This is a genomic window from Pseudoalteromonas sp. HF66, assembly GCF_011806445.1.
Lineage (GTDB): Bacteria > Pseudomonadota > Gammaproteobacteria > Enterobacterales > Alteromonadaceae > Pseudoalteromonas > Pseudoalteromonas apostichopi.
Window position 1 is genome coordinate 140,223 of sequence record NZ_JAATOU010000007.1, and the last position, 23,540, is coordinate 163,762.

Annotated in this window: 16 protein-coding genes; 6 read left to right on the top strand and 10 right to left on the bottom strand. The window is 42.9% G+C overall.

All coding sequences use genetic code 11. The features are described from left to right. Positions 1 to 8 precede the first annotated feature (8 nt). The 3 genes from HCZ11_RS09330 to HCZ11_RS09340 all read right to left on the bottom strand — a co-directional run bounded on the left by HCZ11_RS09330 (position 9) and on the right by HCZ11_RS09340 (position 6,955). Positions 9 to 2,453: a glycoside hydrolase family 127 protein gene (locus tag HCZ11_RS09330; protein WP_167658277.1), complete on the bottom strand. Its 2,445-nt coding sequence runs from the start codon at positions 2,451 to 2,453 to the stop codon at positions 9 to 11. Between the two features lie 77 nt (positions 2,454 to 2,530). Further along, positions 2,531 to 3,868, bottom strand: a complete 1,338-nt coding sequence (locus tag HCZ11_RS09335) for an MFS transporter (protein WP_130050180.1) — start codon at positions 3,866 to 3,868, stop codon at positions 2,531 to 2,533. Positions 3,869 to 4,138: 270 nt separating this feature from the next. Then, a complete protein-coding gene (locus HCZ11_RS09340) occupies positions 4,139 to 6,955 on the bottom strand; it encodes a TonB-dependent receptor (RefSeq protein WP_130050179.1) in 2,817 nt (938 codons plus the stop codon). A gap of 598 nt (positions 6,956 to 7,553) precedes the next feature. Between HCZ11_RS09340 and HCZ11_RS09345 the strand changes: the two genes are divergently transcribed. From HCZ11_RS09345 to HCZ11_RS09365, 5 genes are all read left to right on the top strand, one after another. Continuing rightward, on the top strand, positions 7,554 to 8,516 hold the full coding sequence (locus HCZ11_RS09345) for a glycoside hydrolase family 43 protein (protein ID WP_167658278.1): 963 nt from the start codon (positions 7,554 to 7,556) through the stop codon (positions 8,514 to 8,516). 354 nt (positions 8,517 to 8,870) lie between these two features. After that, positions 8,871 to 12,296 (top strand): LamG-like jellyroll fold domain-containing protein, encoded by a 3,426-nt coding sequence (locus HCZ11_RS09350; RefSeq protein WP_167658279.1) that lies wholly within the window; start codon positions 8,871 to 8,873, stop codon positions 12,294 to 12,296. A 52-nt stretch (positions 12,297 to 12,348) separates the two neighbouring features. Beyond that, positions 12,349 to 12,846: a hypothetical protein gene (locus HCZ11_RS09355; RefSeq protein WP_368484045.1), complete on the top strand. Its 498-nt coding sequence runs from the start codon at positions 12,349 to 12,351 to the stop codon at positions 12,844 to 12,846. 407 nt (positions 12,847 to 13,253) lie between these two features. After that, positions 13,254 to 13,688 (top strand): DUF4019 domain-containing protein, encoded by a 435-nt coding sequence (locus HCZ11_RS09360; protein WP_130050177.1) that lies wholly within the window; start codon positions 13,254 to 13,256, stop codon positions 13,686 to 13,688. A gap of 173 nt (positions 13,689 to 13,861) precedes the next feature. Continuing rightward, positions 13,862 to 14,257 (top strand): DUF4019 domain-containing protein, encoded by a 396-nt coding sequence (locus HCZ11_RS09365; protein WP_167658280.1) that lies wholly within the window; start codon positions 13,862 to 13,864, stop codon positions 14,255 to 14,257. Here HCZ11_RS09365 and HCZ11_RS09370 read toward each other — a convergent pair. The 7 genes from HCZ11_RS09370 to HCZ11_RS09400 all read right to left on the bottom strand — a co-directional run bounded on the left by HCZ11_RS09370 (position 14,254) and on the right by HCZ11_RS09400 (position 22,348). Continuing rightward, positions 14,254 to 14,460, bottom strand: a complete 207-nt coding sequence (locus HCZ11_RS09370; protein WP_130050175.1) for a hypothetical protein — start codon at positions 14,458 to 14,460, stop codon at positions 14,254 to 14,256. The genes HCZ11_RS09365 and HCZ11_RS09370 overlap by 4 nt on opposite strands. Positions 14,461 to 14,517: 57 nt before the next feature. Further along, entirely contained in the window at positions 14,518 to 16,464 is a 1,947-nt protein-coding gene (locus HCZ11_RS09375) for an RICIN domain-containing protein (protein ID WP_368484046.1), read from the bottom strand. Positions 16,465 to 16,476: 12 nt separating this feature from the next. Beyond that, complete coding sequence (locus tag HCZ11_RS09380) at positions 16,477 to 17,544, bottom strand: aldose epimerase family protein (RefSeq protein ID WP_254869131.1); 1,068 nt, start codon at positions 17,542 to 17,544, stop codon at positions 16,477 to 16,479. A gap of 215 nt (positions 17,545 to 17,759) precedes the next feature. Further along, positions 17,760 to 18,344, bottom strand: a complete 585-nt coding sequence (locus HCZ11_RS09385; protein ID WP_130050173.1) for an HAD family phosphatase — start codon at positions 18,342 to 18,344, stop codon at positions 17,760 to 17,762. 136 nt (positions 18,345 to 18,480) lie between these two features. Continuing rightward, positions 18,481 to 19,980: an L-arabinose isomerase gene (gene araA, locus HCZ11_RS09390; protein ID WP_167658282.1), complete on the bottom strand. Its 1,500-nt coding sequence runs from the start codon at positions 19,978 to 19,980 to the stop codon at positions 18,481 to 18,483. A gap of 23 nt (positions 19,981 to 20,003) precedes the next feature. Next, entirely contained in the window at positions 20,004 to 20,699 is a 696-nt protein-coding gene (locus HCZ11_RS09395) for an L-ribulose-5-phosphate 4-epimerase (protein WP_054552270.1), read from the bottom strand. After that, complete coding sequence (locus HCZ11_RS09400) at positions 20,696 to 22,348, bottom strand: ribulokinase (protein WP_167658283.1); 1,653 nt, start codon at positions 22,346 to 22,348, stop codon at positions 20,696 to 20,698. The genes HCZ11_RS09395 and HCZ11_RS09400 overlap by 4 nt, the downstream gene beginning before the upstream one ends. A gap of 231 nt (positions 22,349 to 22,579) precedes the next feature. Between HCZ11_RS09400 and tal the strand changes: the two genes are divergently transcribed. Further along, entirely contained in the window at positions 22,580 to 23,533 is a 954-nt protein-coding gene (tal, locus tag HCZ11_RS09405; protein WP_167658284.1) for a transaldolase, read from the top strand. The last annotated feature ends 7 nt before the right edge of the window (positions 23,534 to 23,540 follow it).

Below are 23,540 nucleotides of genomic sequence, written 5' to 3' on the forward strand. Positions count from 1 at the left end.
CCAACTCTTTATTGTGTGTTGATTAAACGAATACCATAGATACCACCAGCAACAGAGTCTTTGTCGGCAGCAAAACGTAAGGTAAGCGTTTTCGACTTTTTCATTGCCTCTGTTAATGGGTAATCAATGGTGTAGAACTCATCAGTTGGCTTGCCTACGGGCAAACTGACTGCAGCTAATTGCTCACCATTTAAATTAATAGAGAAATGACGGTCCACATCGCCAATAAAATAGCGAACACGCAAAGCAACCGCTTTTTGTTCTGGGTTACTAAGCTGATACTCAAACCAACCTGTCGCATCGCGCCAGTGATGACCATTATTGACACCTGCACGGGTTCCTTCACCTTTAAAGTCGTGTTCAACTTCAGGTTGTTGCTCACCCGGCGTAATTTGATCAACGGTTAATAAACGAAGTTGCTCTTTCGCTTGTTCAACAGCTTTTGCATTGGCAACAAATTGCGTGAACTGAGCTTTGCTTTGCTGCGGCCAATACACTTGATAGCGGCTATCGTGTAAACGGAAGAACGGAATTAACTCCGTGCTCTTGGTATTATCAATTCCTTGTTTAGCAATCGCCACATTTTTATCGGCGATAAATGCAAGCTCTTGGCTCGGTTTACGAGTGAGATCGGCAATAAATTTTTCAGGCTCACTCAGCATGATTGGCAGAGCCTCTGGCGGACAAGTTGGCCCTGCAGCGATGTGGCCCATGCGGCTATTGTCAGCAACAAAGTTAAGCTTTTCATTTGCAAAAGCGTGTACTTTAGTAGCCATTACAACAGGTCCGTACATCACAGAATAATAATGCTGACCATCAGGTAGCTGCTCAGTATAAAGCTTAGGGCTAAGTTCAAAAGCAAGCTTATCACCGCTTTGCCATGCATGGCTGATACTGTAATAACCGTCTTTTTCGGTTGCGCTTACAGCCTGTCCATTTAAAGTAAAGCTCAGCTCACCCTGCTGCCAAGACGGTTTACGAATATGAATTACCGACTCAGAGCTTTGCTCTTCAGACAAGCGATTCACAGTAAGTGAGACCTTGTTATCATCTGGGAATTGGCTGTCTTGCGTGATCTGTAAACCCTGCTGCTGCCAATTTAACGTGCTTGGAATAAACAAGTTTACCCATAACTCTTTACCGGTATTGCTATAAATCAGCTCACCATATTTGCTGTGATTTTCAATACCTGAGCCTACGCAACACCACATAGAATCTTGCACTGACGAATACATGCGGTAATGCCCAGGGCGCATTGAGGTAAAGTAAACAAGACCACCATGCTCTGGGTGTTGTGACGATAAAATATGGTTATATGTGGCGCGCTCATAATAGTCTAAATAGCGCGTATCACCGGTTTTTAAGAACAATAATTTACTCAGTTTCATCATGTTGTAAGTGTTGCAGGTTTCTGGGCCTTCAACATCTTCAACCATTGGCGTGAAGTCACTTTTATCATGAAAATGCTCACGTACCGAGTTACCGCCAATAGATACTGAGCGCTCTTGGCTTACTGTTTTCCAGAAAAAGTCAGCACCTTGCTGCCATGCTTTATCATCGCTGGCATTAGCCACTTTCAACATACCAATAATTTTTGGTATTTGTGTATTGGCATGCAGGCCAGTTAACTTATCTTCTTTATGTAACAACGGTTCAATAATGATGTTATGAGAGAACTGTCGGGCTAGTTTTAAGTAGCGCTCATCGTCACTGATAAAATACATATCAGCAAAAACATCATTTAAGCCACCATGCTCTGAATACAGCATTTGTTGAACTTGCTCATCAGTTAGCTTAGCAGTGGTCGCTAAGAACCATTCGCCTAACTTAAATAGCATTTGTTTGGCTTTATCACAGCCTGCCACGTCGTATGCATCACGCAAGCCATGGAAAATTTTATCGATGTTATAAAGTGGTACCCAGCGGTCGTTTAAGCTGAATAAGTCGGCTTTGATTTCACCTCTTTCAATCTGCTGCCACATTTCATCGCCATTTGGGATACCGCCTAAGTAACCACCTGTGGCTTGTTGAGCGCGATCCAGCTCACTCAGCATATAATCTAAACGCTGCTTTAATTCTTCATCACCTGTGGCAGCCCACGCAAGGCTCAAGGCAGAAAGATAATGACCGCCAATATGACCATCAAGGCCTGTACTTTCCCAGTTGCCATAGTTTGGCGCTTTTGGCTCAAGGCCTGCTTCACGCAGATAAGGAGCAAGCAGCTGATCAGGATGAAGTGCTAATAAATAACGCACATTAGTTTGTTGTGCATGTAAAAACGGGCTGGCACTTAAACTTATTTGCTTGAGGGCAAATAAATGTTGTTCGCTGGTATGTTCAGCATGCTCAACAGAAGCAGCTTGTTTACTGTCAGTTGGCATTTCACTGCAACCGCTCACAGTTAATATTGCAGCGCAAACGCTTGCCAAATAGCTAACTTTGAATGTGTTCATACTGTTGTCTCCCAGCGAATTGTTATTTTAAAGAGCAAAGCGCACACACTTTTTAAGTGTGTGCGTTTAAAGAGTAGTTATTTTGGTAGGCGTTTATGAATAACCATATCCGTATAGTACTCATCGGTAATTTTGTATTTTTTCAAGATCAGACCTAGCAAGGCGTGGAATACACCAGGAATGATAGTTAGCATCAGTGCTAAGCCCATTAGGGTAAATTCGGTTTGCTCAACGTTAGGCTTGTACTCAAAAAATGCCAGTAATAAACCACCCGCTAAGCCAGCTAAACCGCCCCCTGCTTTTTGGCAGAATGAAATACCACCAAACGATAGACCCGATGCACGGACGCCGTCTTTAATTTCACCGTAATCTACGGCTTCAGCAATAGCAGACCAGAACACAGGTGCATGTAAATCAACCACAAATGACAAGATGATATAAAGCACAAACGCCATCATTACATCGCCCGGTTGCACCACAAAGTACATTAGCAATGAGATGAATAGCACGGCAATTTGTGATTGACGGAATAGCTTCATTTTACAGTAACGCTGGGTGATCCACGTACTTGCCACCATTGAGACAATAGATGCTGCAATACCCGCACTCGTAAAGGCCCCCGCTAAATCTGGTACACCTAAATAATACGTTGCGTAATACATAGCAACACTGCCACGGATCGCATAGCCAAGCGTACCAAGCACACATGCTGCACACAGTAGTAACCATTGGTCATTTTTAATAAGTACTTTTAATTGCGTAAGTACACCTTCGGTTTGTGGCTCATGAGTAATACGTTCGCGAGTAGTAAAGAAGCAAAACAAAAATAGTGCTACGGCACATGCCGATACCAATGCCATTGCCAGTTTATAACCATACGACAAGCTGCCATCACCCCAATATGAGGCAAGTAGCGGCACTGAAAATACGATTATTACATTAGCAATTTTAGCGAAGAACATACGGTAGCCGTTGGCTGACAAACGTTCTTTAGGATCAGCGGTTAATACACCAATGTAAGAAATATAAGGAATGGCAACACCGGTAAACATCAAGGTTGCAAACAGGTAAGTGGCATAAGCCCAAGCCAACTTCATGTTGTAGTCGAAATCAGGCGTAGTAAATAACAGTACGACCGACAAACCATATGGCACAGATAAAAATAAGAACCAGTGACGGAACTGACCCCAACGAGTTTTCACTTTGTCGGTGATAACTCCCATTAATGGATCGGTAAAGGCATCAACAAAACGCGCCACTAAAAACAACACCCCCATATCAACCGGATCAAGCCCGTAGATATCGGTGTAAAAGAAAGACATAAAATAGAATAACGCTGCAACCATGACATTCACTGCCATGTCACCGGCACCAAAGCCGACCTTTTCTACAACGGATAACTTTTGAGATTCCATACAACAACACCCTAATTGGTCAATAATGAGTCGCAACTCACTATTTCAAGCAATGTCGAAAACCATCAACATTGCGCATCAAATAAATTTACAGCCTTAGATATTACACAGCTTGGCCATAGCGTTCGTTATTTTTGTAAATTTAATGCTAATCTTATTAATAGTATTATCATACTTATTAAATCGCAACTCTTTTCGACCGATAGTTTGGTTTATAAAAACCAATAAAAAACCCCAGCAAAGCCGGGGTTTTGGGTCTATTTTAGAAATTTAGAAAGAATAACGTGCGCCAAGTGCAAACGTTCGTGAGTAGATACCATTACCAAAGTTAAATAGGTTGTCGTTACCTTCACCATAGTAGTTTTGATATACGTCATCTAGGATGTTCGTTGCATCAAAAGTAACCACTAAATCATCATTCACATTGTAGCTAAATTGGAAGTCTAAGCTTTGCTCAGGACGACTCCAAAACTGAATTGGATTAGCAAAGATTGCCGCTTCGTTACCTGTGTAGAACTCAGAACGCCACACATAAGATAAACGCATGTCGAATGAATCACGCTCGTAGATACCTACGATACTGTACGATTCATCAGAAACACCGGCCATTTGCGAATCAACATAACCAGAGATTTCACCTAGCTCATTGAATTCAGGTGTATCCTGTTCTGAATCAAGCATCGTGTAGCTTGCTTGCACACCAAAACCGTTTAAGTAATCTGGTAAATTTTCAGGGAAGTAAACTAAACCAATTTCTAAACCAGACAACTCACCGTTTGAAGCATTCACTGGTGCGCTTAATACATATGGACGTGTTACGCCGTCATCACCTTCGCGGACAACTTGCTTACGACCCGCAACAACTAAGCCTTCAATTTCACGTTTAAAATAAGCAGCATAAAGTGAGCTTGTATCTGCGAAGTACCACTCAAGTGATACGTCGTAGTTCTTTGATTCTGTAGGTTTAAGCTCTGGGTTACCACCATTACCTGTACCGTATGTTGCACCTTCTGTTAGAGGATCGTACCAGTATTGCAGCGCGTTTAAGTCAGCAAAGTTAGGCATACGTAATGTTTCTGTGTACGCAACACGACCCACTACATCATCTGTGATGTTCCAGTTAAGCACAAAGCTTGGTAGTAACGCGCTGCTATCAGCACTTGCTGAGCTTTCTTCAAAAACGTTTGAGTTCATTCCGCCAGATTCAGCGACAAAGTCCATATCTTGCTCGTAGCTTACATAACGTAAGCCAAATTCACCGCTAATATCTTCCGTTAAGAAGAAGTTAGTTGTTGCATAAAGCGCGTATGAATTTTCTTCGATATCAAATGTTTTGTATACGTCCTCAGCTTCAATGCCATAAACACTACGAACAGCATCGCCGTTATCTAGCATGTATCCACCATCAGCAGTTATAAAGCTGTTGAATACGTCAGCGCGGCCATCGAAATAATCATCAACCTGGAATACAACGCCTGTACCATCGCCGGATGCACCCGCAGCTGCTAGCTGTTCAATAAAACTTGCTAAAGAAGTGTTAGCAATGCCAGCATCTTGACCACGTGTGTATTCTTGCGCTGTACGTTTTTCGTAACGACCACCAAACTTCACTTTATCGAAGATAGCGCCGCCAATAAGATATTCTGCATCAAATGTGAAGGTTAGTGCATCACCGGCATTACCGCCGCCATTGTCATAAATAGTGCCGGCATTCCAGTTTTCGATAGCAGCCATATCTGCTTCGTTTACCGCTGTATTTGGGTTATCCCAAAACGCTATACCTGGTACACCGTCTTTATCGTTAAAGTCAACGTCTAAGCCATAAGCTCTACGGTCAAAGCGCATTGCAAAAAAATCTGTTTCGTACTCACTGTCTTGGTAAACAACTTCAGTGTTGATGGTGAGATAATCGCTTGCTTGCCACTCGGCTCCTAGAGCATATAAGTAGCTATCTGTTTTACCGTATGAAAAATCGCCACTTTGGAAGCCACCTGCTCCAATTGCTTGCTTTTCTTTAATTACGTTAGTGCCATCGAACACGGTTGGCGTTTCAATAAAGCCGTTGCCGTTTTCAAAGGTATTTGAGAACCACATCGCATTTTGCGATTCGTTTTCGTAACCTGTATAGAAACCTTCTGCTGTAATTTCGAGGGTTTCATCTGGTGCCCACTGTAAAGATACAGACGCCGCAGGACGTTTACGAAGACCTGTGTATGAAGCACCAAAAATTGCATCACGCGCTAGTAAATATTCAGTTGGCTCACCATTTACATCTAAAGTAGAACCTGATGCAGTAGGTAGGCCTAACTCAGTACCTTGAGTCCAAAATTCATTCGGTATACGTGAATACGGCGAATAATTAGCCTGCGGTTTATCAGTAAAGAATGGAAATGCAGCGCCCGCAGTCATAGAATCATCGCGGTAATGTGTTTCAGCGTATGAAATATTAACTAACGCACCAAACTCACCAGCACCGTCGATTTCCCAACGGTTAGAGAGTAATGCACTGATATTTGGATCAACTTCATCGGGTTGATCAGAGTAAATCGCACGTGCCGCTAAAACAACTTTTTCACCTTCGAAGTTGAAAGGACGGTGAGTTTTAATATCAATCGCACCTGCGATACCACGTTCGATTTGATCCGCCGAACGGGTTTTATAAACTGTTACGCCTGAAAGTAAACTTGCAGGAATGTCTTGCAGTGCCACATCACGACCCGCACCTGTAAAGATAGCACGACCATTAACTGTGGTATTAACATCAGTAAGACCACGGATTGAAACCGCGCTTACTTCACCTGCACCACGGCCCGTTGTTTGTACACCTGTTACACGTTGTAGTGCTTCAACTACGTTGTTATCAGGGAACTTGCCAATATCTTCAGCAACAATTGCATCCACGATTTGAACGCTTGCACGTTTTTCATCTAGCGCTTTGTTTAAACTGCCGCGAATACCTGATACTTGAATGACTTCCATCTCATCGACGTTATTATCAGGAGTTTTTGGTGTTTCCTCCTGCGCAAAAGCAAATTGACAGGTAAATGCCATAACTACAGCACTGGCTATGTGTGTTCTTTTAAACATAAGCGGTGTTCTCCAAATTATAGTTATATCGGTCCGCTGAACTTTCCCCATTCAGTTACCGAAGAGTGACCACTGCATTGTGCATCGTGTGTTGTCAAAACGGTGCGCGAGTGTGTCTATATTTTTTATGTTAATACATTGCTGCCTGAACTTTAATCATATTGTATGATTATTTAACAGTCAACTCAAAAAGCCAAATTAAAATAACTGTCATTATGTTTACAAAAAACGTTGCAATTATAACATGTTACAAACTCAAAGCGTGCTGCGTTTTTGTTTTGGGAATTTATTAAGGCCCATTATTATCAGTAGCTTAGCGTTTACTGGTTTGCTTATTTAATTTGTCTTTCACTCATCTAGAGCAACAAAAAAGGGCTAACAAGTTATTTACTCGGCGTATTTTGGTGCTACTATGATTAAAATACAATAATACAATATAGAGCTATTTTTTGCTGCACTTTTGCTGATTTGTTTTGATGTAAACAATCAGTTACTCAGTATAATCAGGCGTACACTGTGTATTATCTGGTCACTTAGAGCGAGCCTTAAGCACAAAAGCAGCAGTTCGAACAACAATTATTAATCACAGAGGACACTCATGAAGAAATTGAAAGCGTTAGCGCTGCCATTGCTTTTTTCGAGCAGCTTAACCGTTGCACAAAACCCATTATTCACCGATGTATTTACTGCAGATCCTGCAGCACTTGTTCATAACGACACCGTATACCTTTATACAGGTCATGATGAAGCACCTAATAATGACGTATTTTTTGAAATGCATGACTGGTTAGCCTTTTCATCAACAGATATGGTTAACTGGAAAAAACACGGTCCAATCATGAAAGCAACAGACTTTAAATGGGCAAAAGGTGAAGCATGGGCTTCACATATGATCGAGCGTGATGGCACTTTCTACTTCTTTACAACTGTTCGCCACAACGATACAAAACCAGGTTTTGCAATTGGTGTTGCTACTTCTAAATCACCAACGGGTCCATTTAAAGACGCGATTGGTCACGCGCTTGTTACTGATGACATGACCAAGCACACACCAAATGATTGGGACGACATTGACCCAGCTATTTTCACTGAAGAAAACGGTGATACTTACATGTTCTTTGGTAATTTAATGCCAAAATACGTAAAGCTAAGCGACGACTTACTGTCTCTAGATGGTGAAATTAAAACGCTAGACTTGCCTAACTTTACCGAAGCATTATGGGTTCATAAGAAAAACGACAACTACTATGTATCTTACGCATGTGAGTTCCCTGAGAAGATCTGTTATGCCATGAGTAAAAGCATTCATGGGCCATGGGAATATAAAGGTATCTTGAATGAGATCGCAGGTAACAGCGAAACCAACCACCAATCAATCATCGAATACAAAGGTAAAGACTACTTTATTTACCATACTGGCGCTGTACCACCGATTGATGGCAAACCAAGTGGCGGGCGTTTTCGCCGCTCAGTGGCGATTGAGCCGCTATATTACAATGAAGATGGCACACTTAAACGTATTATCATGACCACTGAAGGTCTAAGTAAACAAGACAACTAATCTCAAAAAGGGCTCTTTAAGAGCCCTTTTTAGTGGTCAAATGTAATACAAATAAACATATTTATCTGAAACCCCTCACTTTAAGCTAAGCAAAAAACTTCTCCGAAAAGAGCAAAAACAGCGAAAAAACGCCAAAATTGACAGCTTGAAAAAATTAAAACCCCGCTGTACACATTGTAAACACTGACACTTCGTGTTTACATATCAATTACCTTTGCAAAAGTATTTGCACATTTTAAATCGTACTATAAAATTACAATACTACGTTCTTATTAGTTTGATATAGGCACGCGGCATTTTTATTGACAACAATCGAATAAAAAAATGAATCCCAGTTTCAAGAGGACACATAAAATGAAATTAAATAAATTAGCCATGGTCATAGCCTGCTCTTTGGCTGTTACAGGTTGTGGCAAAGAAGATGGTACTAAGTTTGACACAGCACCAGCGGTTGCCGACCCACAAAGTGCAAAACCGACAGTAAGCAGCAGTGTTGAATACACTGAATCAGGTAGCGTAATGGTTACCAATGTAAGCGTGCATGATCCTTCTGTCGTTAAAGTTGACGACACTTATTATATTTTTGGTTCACACCTTGCTGCCGCTAAATCAACTGATCTCTTGAACTGGGAAATGATTTCGAGTCTTTCAGCTAACGAAGCTGTTAATGAAAGTCCGCTATTTGATTACAACTACACAGCTGAAATTGCCGAAGGCATCGAATGGACAGACGGTTTCACTGGAAACTGGGCTGCTGATGTTATTCAGGCACCAAATGGCAAGTTTTGGTTCTACTATAACCACTGTGCACAAGACAACCCAGATACACCGGATGTTGTTGATGAAGTGTGCTGGAATCGCTCTTACCTTGGTTTAGCTGAAGCGGACAATATTGAAGGCCCGTATAAAAACAAAGGCATTTTCTTACGCAGCGGTTATCGCTCAGAAGCAGAATTTACAGCATACCCACTTGATAACGGCCAAACAACATGGAACGGTGCCGTTGATCCTAATGCCATTGATCCTGCTGCCTTCTACGATGCTGACGGCAAACTTTGGATGGTTTACGGCTCTTACTCTGGCGGTATTTTCGTGCTAGCAATGGACGAAGAAACGGGTATGCCAGAAGCAGGCCAAGGGTATGGTAAAAAGCTAGTAGGCGGTGACTTCCGCGCAATGGAAGGGGCATTTGTAATGTACAGCCCAGAAAGTGAATACTACTACCTATTCTTCTCAGTTGCAGGGTTTGATCTTAACGGTGGTTACAACATCCGTGTTGCTCGCTCTAAAACACCTGATGGCCCTTACTTAGATAACGCAGGTAATGACATTGCAGCTATAGGCGGCCTTGAGGTCGGCGAAAAACTAATGGGCGGCTTTGAGTACACGCAAGAACTTGGCGAAACAGCACCAGCGTGGGGCTACCAATCACCAGGCCATAACTCTGCTTACTATGATGAAGCGACAGGTCGTCATATCTTAGTAACGCATACACGTTTCCCACAAACGTCTACTGAGTTCCCTGAAAATACTGCAGCGCACCAAGTTCGTGTACATGAAATGTTTATTAACTCATTAGGTTGGCCGATGGCTTCACCGCAACGTTATGTGCCGCTTGAAGGCGACAACATGGTTGTTGCTGATGAACTTTATGGTTACTACAAATTTATCAACCATGGTAACGATGTAAACACAGATGCTATTCGTTCAATGCATATTGCTTTAAACGAAGATCACTCAGTAACGGGTGATGACCCAGGTATCTGGTACATGATTGATGACTCAAATATTAAACTTGAGTTAGATTCTGGTACTTACTTTGGTGTGGCTAAATGGCAATGGGATGATGCAACTAATGCGATGGCGGTCACTGTATCGGCCACATCAAGCGAAGGTGCTACCATTTGGGCAAGTAAACGTGATGAAATTACGGATACTGCAAACGTGCTGGGCACTGTTCAAGAAGCACTTGATATCAAAACTGAATTATCAATTGCTGACGAAGGCTATTCATTACCAACAAAAGGTAAAGACGGTGCTGCAATTAACTGGGAAAGTAGTGATGAATACTACATCACCAGTGAAGGCTCTGTATTTATTCCAACACCAGACCGCGGCGATAAAGCGGTTACTTTAACGGCTAATATCTCTTTAAATGGCGAGAGCACAACCAAGACTTTTAATGTAAACCTTGAGGCGCGCCCTGAGTTTAAAAATGCGATTGCACACTATGCGTTTGAAGATTCGTTAAGTGATGGCTTAGGTAACCTTGATGATGCTGGTGTAACAGATAACAACCTGTTAAATGTGGGTGCTGGTACAGCTGCATACGCAGAAGGTCAAACAGGTAAAGCCTTTAACTTTGATGGTGCAACCGGCGTACGCTTACCTGATGAAATCATTAACTCTGACAGTTTTACCGTTTCTTTTTGGTCAAAACCAGACACACTCACTCCTTACACACCACTATTCTTTGCAGCAGAAAATGCCAATCGTTGGATTAGCTACATACCTGGTGGAGCTGCTCATTTTACCGAAAACCCATTAATTTGGAGTTTTTATCTTGGTGATAATGGTGAAGAGCTATGGAATCAAATAGTTCATACGCAAAAAGCAACTCAAAGCGAATGGACTCATGTGGCCATTAGCTATGATGAAGGGATTATGAACTATTACTCGGATGGGGTCTTAGTTGGCTCTATGCCTCGCCCAGATATGTTCAGCCATGAATCTAGTAACTTTGCTCTGGGTGTGAACTACGGCTGGGATTTACCTTTCCAAGGTCAAATTGATGAATTCATTGTATATGACTATGCCCTTAATAGTTTTAATATTAATGCTGCAGCAATGACAAACCAAACCAACCCAGATAACTTCCCTGCATTCATTAAGAGTGCACTTGATTTAGGTGACTTATCTGCAGTACGTGAAAGCTTTGAGCTACCACGTGTAGGTCCATTCGTGTCTGGTATTAGCTGGACGTCAAACAACGAAGAGTACTTAAAACCTGTTAATGGCACTGCTGTTGTGACACAACCTAGCGCGTCTGCTGGCGACCAAGTTGTGACATTAACTGCAACCATTAAGTACAAAGACTTTACTGATACTAAGTCATTCGATGTAACCTTAAAATCACTTGCGCCTGCTGAATACAGCTTTGAAGGTGACCTAAGTGCATTAAACGGCGCATACGCGGCAGGTAAATCAACCGGTGGTTTCATCAATAATACAGGCGGTAGCGTGAGCTATGTTGACGGTATTATTGGCCAAGCAGTATTCCTTGAAGGTTCAGGTGTTCGTCTACCGGATAACCTAATCACTACCAATGACTACTCTGTATCTATGTGGCTTAAACCTGAAAGCTTCACAGATTACACATCCGTATTTTTTGCCGGAGCAAGTGCTAACGCTTGGTTAAGTTATGTGCCATCTATGGCTGGTACAGGCCTAACTCGTTTATGGGCAAATAACGGGGCCTTCTTCGATAATGCAGAACTAGATAGCCGTATTCCTGCAAAAGAGTGGACTCACGTTGCATTCACTGTTGATGGTACCAATGGTGACGTGTTGAAGATGTATGTTAACGGTGAACTACAGCTAGAAACCGGTGGCTTCCCGCGCGTATTCACGGTTCCTGGTGAAACAAATGAGTTTGCACTCGGTGTTAACTACTGGGATACACCTTATAACGGTGCTATCGATGAACTGAAAATTTTCAACGGTGCGATTAGTGCTGAAGAAATAAAAGCACTCTACGATGCAGCTGCTGCACAAGAGTAACAAAGTGAGGTGAGCTGCCTCACCTCAACTATTTGTTGTCTGGAAAGGCCGGGTGAAAACCCGGCTTTTTTCTAAAGCTTTAGTACCCCTTGCCGATACGTACATATCATTCACTTTCATCGCTATCATTATGGCTATTAACTCATTAGCAAGTGCGTTAACTATCTCGAACGCAGATACAGCAAGCGGTAATACCAACCCAAAAGTAGGCTACAAACTCAGCAACCTAGAGATAAATAAACTCTCTGGTCGTGAAACAGAGCCCGCTCAAAAAGAAGAAATAACTAGCGAACTCCCTGCTCATATTCGCAAAATGGTTGAACAGCTAGAAAAGCTTAAAGAGCAACTTGAACTTGCCAAAGAGCAATTAGCCAAACTGCGAGCACTTAAAAACCAAGAAGATGAAGCTGTAAAAGTGCAAGTTGAAACGCAGACCAAAATGGTCATGGAAATTCAAACGCAAATAATGACTCTTAGCCAATCAATTAGCGACGCGCTAAAAGAAGCAGGTATTAGCGACCCAGGAGTGCTAATGAGTGTGCTGGTTTGATGGAAGCTGTAAGTTTTGAGCTATAAGCTTTACTCTTGTCGCTTTCCCCTCGCTTATTTCTCCCATAAAACCCAAAAAAGGGTCAAAAACCCAGTAACTATGCGGGCTCTGAAATATCGAGCACGCAAATACGAAACTTCCTTAGCAGTAAAAATAAGCGTTATTTATGGTCATTGTCGTTACATTTAGCAGCTGTTAACACGACTTTTTTTGCTCAACAAATCAACAGTATAAACTTAATAATTTAATCTACATCGCCACTGTGAGGACTCAGTTGTAAAGATCGTTCAAATAAAAAACAACACTTAAATCTCACCAAAACACCTTTACTAACACTTTTTTAGTATAGAAATTAACCAACTCATTCGTATTATGAATTCACCCTATGAACGAAGTGAGGGCGTCTTATGCGTCAAATTTTATTACTTTCTGTAAATGGATTTACGCTACAAAAACTATTTTTACTGACATCATTATTGGTTTGTTTATTTGCCAATGCTGAAGAGGAAAACCCTATTGCAACTGCCAGAGCATGGTTAAACTTGGTTGATTCGGGTGAGTACCACGAGAGCTGGCAGCAAGCTGATCAGGTCTTTCAAAGCACCACGCCCAAAGCTCGCTGGCAAACGGCCTTAAATCAAATACGCGTTCCTTTAGGCCGAGTTATGTCTCGCACCTATTTTGGCACAGCAAAATATGACTCATTACCCGGCCTGCCAAATGGTGAGTATTTAGTGGTCAAGTTTCAAACCGAGTTCATGAATAAAGAAGCTGTGATTGAAACGCTAAGTCTTAGTAAAGCTGCTGACGGCTGGCATCCGCTGGGTTACTTGATCAATTAGTTTAAAACAGTACAAAGCACCTTGAGCTATGTGCTGTAAGATTTATCGGCAGTCAAAATGCTTATCTGCGGGAAAATAAACCGCACAATTGATGAATAGTATTTATTGTTCGTCGCCGTAACATAAAAACACTTCAAGACGAATTCAATAAACAACAAGTAAATGGAATTGCTATGAGAAAAACGCTCTTATTGATCACTTTTTTAAGCTGCTTTTGTGCAAACGCTGAAGAACTCGAGGTTATAAATCGCGCTAAAAGCTGGCTCGTATTAATTGATAATGGTCAGTATCAGCAAAGCTGGCAGCAAACAGACTCATTGTTTAAACAAGCAATGCCGCAAAGTAACTGGAGTAACGTGTTAAAACAAGTTCGTGTCCCACTTGGCAAAGTGATTTTACGTAAGAATTTAAGCCTGATGAAGTACGATTCTTTACCCGGAACACCTGATGGCGAATACGTGATCATTCAATTTCAAAGCCAGTTTATAAATAAAGAGCACACCATTGAAACAATTAGCCTAAGTAAAAATAGTGGCCAGTGGCAACCTTTGGGTTATTTTATTAATTAAAAGATTTGCAGAGGCTTAGATGGGGTATGTTGGGTTTCGCTTCGCTCAAACCAACCTACCCGAAGAATGAGCAAGGCAAGTAGTGTGGTAGGCGTCACGCTTGCTTGGCGCGTCATGAAATCAACACCCATCAAGCAGACAAACATATCACCAACATACAACATCGCTCGGCTAAAAACTGACAGCTGAAGGCTGACAGCCACAAAAAAAGCCACTCATAAATGAAGTGGCTTTGGTTGAGTCGATTTTTTACTTATAACTTAATTTGGTTCACGCAGATGGAACACTTGGCACTTGTTACCTAAATCAGGTTGTTGTGCGAAGTTAGTGTTTTCAGCTAAACCACAGTTACTTAAACCAAGCGCTTGTTTTGTGTAGCGGTTGATTAGCATCACGCCACCGCCTTCTACCGGAGCAATACGCCACTGTGCTGTTTTCGCCGTACAAGAAGCCATTTCTACGTTGGCACCAGGTACTAAGGCGTTATCAGCTACCGCAGCACAGAACTCGCTGTCAGCGCTTTGTTTAAGGCTCACATAACCTGTATCTGTTGGTGTGAAGAACCATTGTTGTGCATCTTTATGCGTATAGGCTTGTTGCTCAACATTGGTACCCACTTTATCCGTACCGGCCACACTAAGTGCTTTACCGCTTTGTTGGCTTAATACTACAACACTACCCATAGGGCGTAATTGCCAGTCGCCACACGCTGTTGCGTCGCTTTGCTGTAAAACTGCTTGGTTTTGTGCAGCAGAACAGCCCGCAACCGCTAATGGCTTGCCTGTGTAACGGTTAGTAATAGATACATTACCATCTGTGCCTGGTGCTACTTTCCATTGCTGGCAGAAGTTATTGCGCCATGCTGCAGATTGCACTTTAGCGTTATCGGCATCATTACAGTTTTCAAGCTCTAAAAACTTGCTATCTTCACGGTTAGCTAAACGAACAAAACCATCTGTTGTTGCATCAATAACCCATTGACCATTGGTGCTCGCACACTGACGTTGCACAGCACGTGCATCTTGTGGATCAGCTGCAATATCTAAACATAAGCCGCTTGTTGCATTCACTAATTGGTAGCGCTGACCTTGCACTCGTGTTACCAGTGGACCGTATTCACCTGATGGCGGTGCTACTTCAACGCCTGGTGTTAATGGTTTACCAAAGCTTGGCGTGCCATCGTCATTCCAAGTAAATTTTTGTGCGCGTAATGAGCGAGTCGCACTACAACCGTGCTCTACCGAATCATTACCGTGATAAACTAACCAATCTTCTGTGCCGTCTGGCGATGTGAAAAAGCCGTTGTGGCCAGGGCCAAACACTTCTTCTGTACGCTCAAATACTGGCTTGTCGTATTTTTTCCAGCTGCTCGCTTTAAGCGGATCGTCACCAACAAGTTCAAGCATGCCTAGTTTGTAATCTGGCGTATTACAGAAGCTTGCTGAGTACGTCATAAACGTACGGCCATTGTGCTGTAAAATTTCAGCGCCTTCAGTTACTTTACGACCACTGATTTCCCAATCTAGCTCAGGACGCGTGATCACCGTATGCGGTGAGTTCTCTTTCAATGTCCACGGGTTTTCCATTTCAGCAATAATGTTTAATTGCTGATCGCCTTGCCATTGTGAGTAGATCACATATAGCTTGTCTTTATACGTTAGGTAGTTACCGTCGATGTTCCATACGTTAGGCATTAATGCGCCCTTGTATTCATATGGGCCCATAGGATCATCACCAGCACTTTCTAATACATTTAAGTGTTGGTTATCTAGAGTGCCATCAGTACCAGCTGTGTACATCATGTACCAACGGTAACCGTTTGGCCCTTTTAGACGATGGAATTCAAACGCCCAGAAGTTACAACAACGCTCAGGGTTTGAATCAGACCAAACATTGACAGGGGTTGCATCAGCAAGGCCAGCTAGTGTTGGTGATTTACGCATCACTAACTCAGATGTCCATGTTGTTGTGGTCAGGTAATAGTTACCATCCCAGTACTCAAGCCATGGATCGGCGCCATTTGGAAAAAGTGGATTGGTAAAAATACCATTATCTTGGATTGGTGCTTTTGCTGCGGCTGCGACATCTGCTTTGGCTGTGTTGTCTTCAGCCGTAGTCTGACAGCCCGTCAGAGCACCAAACGACAAGGCAAATAGGCTAGCTAAACCAGCCTTTTGCATTGCGCTTTTAAGCTTTGTTGTTTTCACGATTGTGTTCCTTTATTTTGTACCAAATTCGTACACGATGCGTGTTGAATACACTTCACCCGGTAATAATGTTGTGCTTGGGAACGTTGGCTGATTTGGTGCATCAGGGAAATGCTGTGGCTCTAAACAAAAACCACTTCTAAAATTATGCACTAAGCCAGACGCTTGCACAGTACTACCGTCTAAGAAGTTACCTGAATAAAACTGTACTGCAGGCTCTTCTGTGTAAACTGTTAACGTACGGCCAGAGTTTGCTTCGTAAACCGTAGCAGCTTCAATAAGCTCATTGCTTGGCGTGTCTTTAAGCACAAAGTTATGGTCATAACCTTTACCAAGTTTCAGTTGTTCGTTGCTTGCTTTGATATCTTGACCGATTGCTTTAGCTGTACGGAAGTCAAACGGTGTGCCAGCCACATCCATCACCTCACCAGTTGGGATCAAGCCGCCATCCACAGGCGTAATTGCTTTTGCGTTAATTTGCATTTGGTGATCAAGAATGTCGCCTTTACCCGCTAGGTTGAAGTAGCTGTGCTGTGTCATATTGATGATAGTAGGCTTGCTTGTTGTAGCAATAAACTGCATATCTAGCGTGTTGTTGTTCGTTAGCGTGTAAGTCACTTCTGTCGTCACTTCACCCGGGTAGCCTTGGTCACCATCAGGGCTCACTAAGCTTAAGGTAACACCTGCGCTGTTTTGCGTCGTGAACGGTGTCATGTTCCACACTTTTTTATCGAAACCTTGCACACCACCGTGTAAATGGTTGTCACCATCGTTGGTTGCTAATTGGTATTCAGTGCCATTTAACGTGAATTTACCGTTTGCAATACGGTTACCAAAACGACCGATGATTGCACCGTAGTAAGTTGTCGCTTTTGTGTACGCTTCTAGGTTATCTAAACCGAGAACAATATTACCCATTTCACCTTTTGCATCAGGTGTTTCAATACGCGTGATAATGCCGCCGTAGTTGATTACATCAACACTAATACCATTGCTGTTAGTCAGCGTTACTTGATTAACTGGCGTTTGATCAGCGAGTACGCCATAGGCCGTCATTGATGCTGAAGGGGAAGTAGTCATATTGTCTCCTTTATGGGCACAAGCTGGTGTAAGGGCAATCCCACATGTCACCAACAATGCATAAAGCCCGCGCGACTTTTTCGTGTTCGAACTGGCTGTTTGATGAGTTATTTTTAAACCTTGGAAAACACATTGCAATGACATATGAATAACCTTTTTGTAATTGTATTTATAGTTTTATAATACAATTAAGGGTGCCATTGCAAATTTAATCGCTAAAGTTGAATTTTTCCGTCTTTCACCATGATGCAATCCATTCCCGCACTTTTGGCAGCTTGATAGCCAATTTGCGTGTCTTCAAACACCACACACAGGCTTGGCTCAACACCTAATTGCTCTGCCACTTTTAAGAAAGTTTCAGGGTTTGGCTTGCCTTTACTTACATCACTGGCAGTCACTAACGCTCCAATTTTATTTATTAAATTAGTATCAGTTAAATGATCAATTGCATGTTCGCGGTCAGCACCTGTGCCCACACCCATCGGTAATACACCATGGTACTTTTCAAGTACTGCGACGGTTTCGTCAATCACTAGCGGTTGGTGCTGTAAATCAACCCAAAATTGGTGTTTATCTTTTGCCACAACTAGAGGGTCATGATCTAAGCCAAATTTTTCATTAAGCATTTCAATTGTTTTAACGGTCGGAATGCCACCTAAGCTGTACATGTAGTCGTAATCGAATGGATAGCCATAGGCTTCGCAAGCTTTCTGCCATGCCTGTAAGTGACTGCCCATTGAGTCAATTAAGGTGCCATCCATATCAAAAATAATGCCTTGGTAGGCGCTTAAATCGATCATATCTACTCCTAAAAAGTTTCGCTTCACAATAGCATAAGCCAGCGAAGAGCGTGGCTCATCACTGGCTTAATCGACAACAAAATTTGGGGTGAACGTGCTCACACACAGCACGTTCTAGTACATAAAGTACTAATTCTTACAGGCCACGTTTTAGCATGTAGTAAGCTGCGTTATGACGAAGCTCTGTTTTGAAACCACGGATCGTCGTATCATTATCGATGATCATCGTTTCAACGCCAGCCATTTCAGCAAAATCGACAATCATATCGGTTGTTACTGCTTGGCTGTATGCAGTGTGGTGTGCACCACCGGCGTGGATCCATGCAGCTGATGCTACAGATAGATTTGGTTTTGGTTCCCAAAGCGCTGAAGCAACCGGTAAGTGAGGTAAATCAGCTGGCGGAGCCACTGTATCTACTTCGTTAATTAGAATACGGAAACGGTTACCCATATCAATTGGTGATACGTTAATTGCTGCACCCGGTTTTGCAGTAAACAATAAACGACCTACATCACATTTCACACCGATCGTGTGCTGGTGAACTTCAAGGCGTGGTTTTTGCGCTGCAATTGAAGGACACACTTCTAACATGTGCGCGCCAAGTACTTGGTCAGTCTCACCCATGTTGTAAGTGTAATCTTCCATGAATGAACAACCGCCGTCACTGCCTTCACCCATTACTTTCATGATGCGAACCATAGCAGCTGTTTTCCAGTCACCCTCACCACCGTAACCATAGCCTTTCGACATTAGGCGCTGTGTAGCAAGACCCGGAAGACCAGAAAGACCTGATAAGTCTTCAAAACAGTTTGTGAATGCTTTAAAGCCGCCTTTCTCTAAGAAGCGCTCCATACCAAGCTCTAAACGCGCTTCGTTGCGTAGCATTTTCACTGCGTAATCGTCTTGTAGCGTTTCGTCAGCAATTACGTAGTCTTGCTTATAAAGCTCTAACTGTGCATCAACTTCTTCTTCAGTGATAGTATCAACCACTTTCACAAGCTCAGCGACACCAAACGCGTGTACTTCATAACCAAAAGTAATTTGCGCTGAAACTTTGTTACCTTCAGTCACCGCAACTTGACGCATGTTGTCGCCAAAACGCGCAACTTTTAGTGTTTGGCTTTCTGCCCAACCTTTCGCCGCACGACACCAGTCATCTAACTGCTGTTGTACATCAGCACGTTGCCAGTGACCCGCAACAACTTTACGCTCTTTACGCATGACAGTACCGATGAAACCGAACTCACGGTCACCGTGTGCACTTTGGTGCGTATTCATGTAATTCATGTTGATGTCAGACCAAGGAAGGGCTGCATTGAACTGAGTATGAAGGTGTAACCAAGGCTTACGTAATTCGCTTAGGCCAGCAATCCACATTTTCGCAGGTGAGAAAGTGTGCATCCATAATACTAAACCAACACAGTTAGGATCCGTATTTGCCGCCTGGCAAACAGCATGAATTTCTTCAGGTGACTTAACGGTAGGCTTACATACCAAGTTTACCGGTAGATTCGCTTCGCTGTTTAAGCCCGCTACAATTGCTTCGCTGTCTTTGGCAACCGTTTCTAACACCTTAGGACCATAAAGATGTTGTGAGCCGGTAACAAACCAGACTTCTTTCGTCATCGTCGTCATGTTAATAATCCTCTAAATTCTTGCTATTTGCTCTGACCGTAATACGCGTTTTTACCGTGCTTACGTAGATAATGTTTATCCATCACTGCTTTTTTAAGTTCAGCTGCGTGTGGATCTAAAGTGCGTGTTAAATACGCCATGCGTGCAATCTCTTCGAGTAGCGCTGCATGGTATACAGACTGAGCGGCATCTTTACCCCACGTGAAAGGCGCATGACCCGCAACAATCACCATAGGTGCAGCTTTCGGATCGCGGTCTTGATACGCATCAGTAATTTGAATACCGGTTTCTAATTCATAATCGCCATTCACTTGCTCATCAGTTAGCTCACGAGTACAGGTGATGTCACCGTGTACATAGTCAGCGTGAGTTGTGCCAAGGCAAGGAATGCTTTGTTTTGCTTGCGCCCATGCAGTTGCATAGGTCGAATGCGTGTGTGTTACACCGCCAATTGCATCGAAGTGACGATATAAATGAACATGTGTTTTTGTGTCAGAAGACGGACGCATAGACCCTTCAACAATGTTGTTTTCAAGGTCGACGATCACCATGTCGTCGGCCTTCATTTGGTCGTACGATACACCACTTGGTTTAATCGCAATCACGCCTTTGTCTCGGTCGATTTGCGATACGTTACCAAAGGTATAAATTACTAAGCCACGACGTTGCAGCTCCATGTTCGCTTCATAGACTTCACGTTTTAGTTCAGTAAAACTCATGCTTTGTCTCCGTTTACATAGCTTGCAAGTGCTTGGTAGTTAGCATAAAGCTCGTCATACACAGCAACGCGCTCAGGGTTTGGTAAGTACTGATGACATACTGACGACGCCATCACTTTTTGAGCATCTGCCACTGTTGCGTGCTCACCCGCAGCAACCGCAGCCATAATTGCCGCACCTAATGCACAACTTTGCTCACTTTCTAAAACGTCAATTGGGCAGTTCCAAACATCAGCACAGGTTTGCATTACGTAGTCTGATTTTTTAGAAATACCGCCGATAACAACTACTGACTCGATTGGCACGCCCTCGCTACGAAAGCGCTCAGTGATAGCACGTGCGCCAAAGGCTGTTGCTTCAACAAGCGCTTTGAAGAATTTAGGTGCATCAGTGCCCATTTTTAAGCCTGTTAATGCCATGGCAACGCTTTGGTCAGCATCTGGCGTACGACGACCATTTACCCAATCAAGCGCAGTTACGTCGCTGCTTGATACAGGCAGTGCTGCCGCCGCTTTTGATAAATCAACTAAGATTGAGTCTTCTAGCTTGTTAACTAACGCTTGCTCAGCGTCAGATAGATTTGTAAGTTGGCGAGTTGGCCAAAGTACTAAGTTCTTGAACCATGCGTATAAATCACCAAATGCAGATTGACCAGCTTCTAAGCCAATTAACCCTGGGATCACCGAGCCATCAACTTGACCACAAATACCCTTAACACAAGTATCACCTAGCTGCTCTTGAGACGTTACTGTGATGTCACACGTTGAGGTACCCATTACTTTGGTTAGCACACCAGGGCGAACATTGGCTGCTACTGCCCCCATGTGACAATCAAATGCACCGTAACCAACAACGATACCTTGTGGTAAACCAAGCTTCTCGGCCCACTCAGCAGTTAAGTTGCCAGCAACTTGGTCGCTTGGCTCTGTCGTTGTATTTAAAGTATCAACAACACCATCTAATAGTGGATCGATATTGCTGAAGAAACTGTTTGGTGGGAAACCGCCCCACTGCTCGTTCCACATTTGTTTGTGGCCGGTAGCGCAACGCCCTAGCTTTAATGCTTCAGGGTGTGTTGTGCCGCACATTAGCGCGGTCATCCAATCGCAGTGTTCAACCCATGAATAAGTGGCTGCTTTAACACTGCTATCAATGCGGAAAATATGTAATGCTTTGGCCCAGTACCACTCAGAAGAGTAGATACCGCCCATGTGTGAAAGGTAGTTCACATCGTTGTTAGTTGCAGCTGCAGTGATTTCATTTGCTTCTTTAATAGACGTATGGTCTTTCCACAAAATGAACATTGCATTTGGGTTTTCTGCAAATTCTTCAGTTAATGCCAGTGGTGTACCTTGGCTATTAATTGCTACAGGTGTTGAGCCAGTCGTATCAAAGCTCATACCCACTACTTTGTCTGCAGTACCTGCTGGAACTTGTGACCAAAGACCATTTACTACTTCTACAAGGCTATCGATATAGTCTTGTGGATGCTGACGAAACTGATCTTTACTTGGGTCACAATATAAACCTTGTGCCCAGCGCGGGTAGTTTACTAAATGGCTGGCAAGTTCTTCACCAGTCGCAACATCAACGAGTAATGCTCTTACCGAGTCCGACCCGTAGTCTAATCCCAACGTATAACGAGACATAATTACCTTTCACTAATTACTTACTAACATTGTTAGTCATTATCTTTATTTGTATGATAATATCAACAATACCAGATTGTAAAGGTATTATAAAAATATTATTAACAGGATTATTTGCTGCTGGCGGGCGATTTTTTGCGCAGTTTCTCTGGAAAATTAGATTGTTTTTTCAGCACAAATAATAGGTTAAAGCCACTACATTAACTTTTGTATGATAAGAATGGGATAACTATGTCTAGTCAATTAGAACAACTTAAAGCAGTGACAACCGTTGTTGCTGACACGGGTGACTTTGAAGCAATCAACGAATATAAACCGCAAGATGCAACAACAAACCCATCACTCATCTTAAACGCGATTCAAATTGAGAAATATCGCCCACTCGCTGCAGAAGCCGTATCATGGGCAAAAGCACAAAGCAGTGACGCAGCTGAAGTTGTAACAAAAGCAGCTGACAAACTAGCGGTATTAATTGGCTCTAAATTAATGGAGCAAGTGCCAGGTTTAGTTTCAACAGAAGTGGATGCGCGTTTATCGTTTGATACTCAAGCAACTGTTGATAAAGCACTTGAGCTTGTTGCTCTATATAAAGAGCAAGGCATCGACACATCGCGCGTGTTAATTAAAATTGCTTCAACATGGGAAGGTATTCAAGCGGCTAAAGCACTTGAAGCAAAAGGTATTCGTTGTAACCTAACGCTGGTATTTGCATTTGCTCAAGCACGTGCTTGTGCCGAGGTGGGCGCTTACCTAATTTCACCATTCGTTGGCCGTATTCTTGATTGGTACAAAGCACAAGATGCAAGCGCTGATTTCGACGGTGCTAACGATCCGGGCGTTAAGTCAGTCACGCATATCTACAACTACTTCAAAAAGCACGGCTACGACACGATTGTAATGGGCGCGAGCTTCCGTAACATCGGTGAAATCCAACAATTAGCAGGTTGTGACCGTTTAACTATCAGCCCTAAGCTACTTGCTGAACTAGCTGCAACTGACGCACCATTAACTCAAAAACTATTACCAGCAACAGAAAAAGCAGAAGCGCCAGCAGCAATGACTGAGCAGGCTTTCCGCTGGGAAATGAATGAAGATGCCATGGCAACTGAAAAACTAAGCCAAGGTATTCGTCAATTCGCAATTGACCAAGAGAAACTAGAGTCAATTTTAAGCGAACTAGTTTAAACCGATT

What these genes read in the sequence shown, in the direction of transcription:
- HCZ11_RS09330 (WP_167658277.1), bottom strand. Translation starts at nt 2,453, where the DNA reads ATGAACACATTCAAAGTTAGCTATTTGGCAAGCGTTTGCGCTGCAATA.
- HCZ11_RS09335 (WP_130050180.1), bottom strand. Translation starts at nt 3,868, where the DNA reads ATGGAATCTCAAAAGTTATCCGTTGTAGAAAAGGTCGGCTTTGGTGCC.
- HCZ11_RS09340 (WP_130050179.1), bottom strand. Translation starts at nt 6,955, where the DNA reads ATGTTTAAAAGAACACACATAGCCAGTGCTGTAGTTATGGCATTTACC.
- HCZ11_RS09345 (WP_167658278.1), top strand. Translation starts at nt 7,554, where the DNA reads ATGAAGAAATTGAAAGCGTTAGCGCTGCCATTGCTTTTTTCGAGCAGC.
- HCZ11_RS09350 (WP_167658279.1), top strand. Translation starts at nt 8,871, where the DNA reads ATGAAATTAAATAAATTAGCCATGGTCATAGCCTGCTCTTTGGCTGTT.
- HCZ11_RS09360 (WP_130050177.1), top strand. Translation starts at nt 13,254, where the DNA reads ATGCGTCAAATTTTATTACTTTCTGTAAATGGATTTACGCTACAAAAA.
- HCZ11_RS09365 (WP_167658280.1), top strand. Translation starts at nt 13,862, where the DNA reads ATGAGAAAAACGCTCTTATTGATCACTTTTTTAAGCTGCTTTTGTGCA.
- HCZ11_RS09380 (WP_254869131.1), bottom strand. Translation starts at nt 17,544, where the DNA reads ATGACTACTTCCCCTTCAGCATCAATGACGGCCTATGGCGTACTCGCT.
- HCZ11_RS09385 (WP_130050173.1), bottom strand. Translation starts at nt 18,344, where the DNA reads ATGATCGATTTAAGCGCCTACCAAGGCATTATTTTTGATATGGATGGC.
- araA (WP_167658282.1), bottom strand. Translation starts at nt 19,980, where the DNA reads ATGACGACGATGACGAAAGAAGTCTGGTTTGTTACCGGCTCACAACAT.
- HCZ11_RS09395 (WP_054552270.1), bottom strand. Translation starts at nt 20,699, where the DNA reads ATGAGTTTTACTGAACTAAAACGTGAAGTCTATGAAGCGAACATGGAG.
- HCZ11_RS09400 (WP_167658283.1), bottom strand. Translation starts at nt 22,348, where the DNA reads ATGTCTCGTTATACGTTGGGATTAGACTACGGGTCGGACTCGGTAAGA.
- tal (WP_167658284.1), top strand. Translation starts at nt 22,580, where the DNA reads ATGTCTAGTCAATTAGAACAACTTAAAGCAGTGACAACCGTTGTTGCT.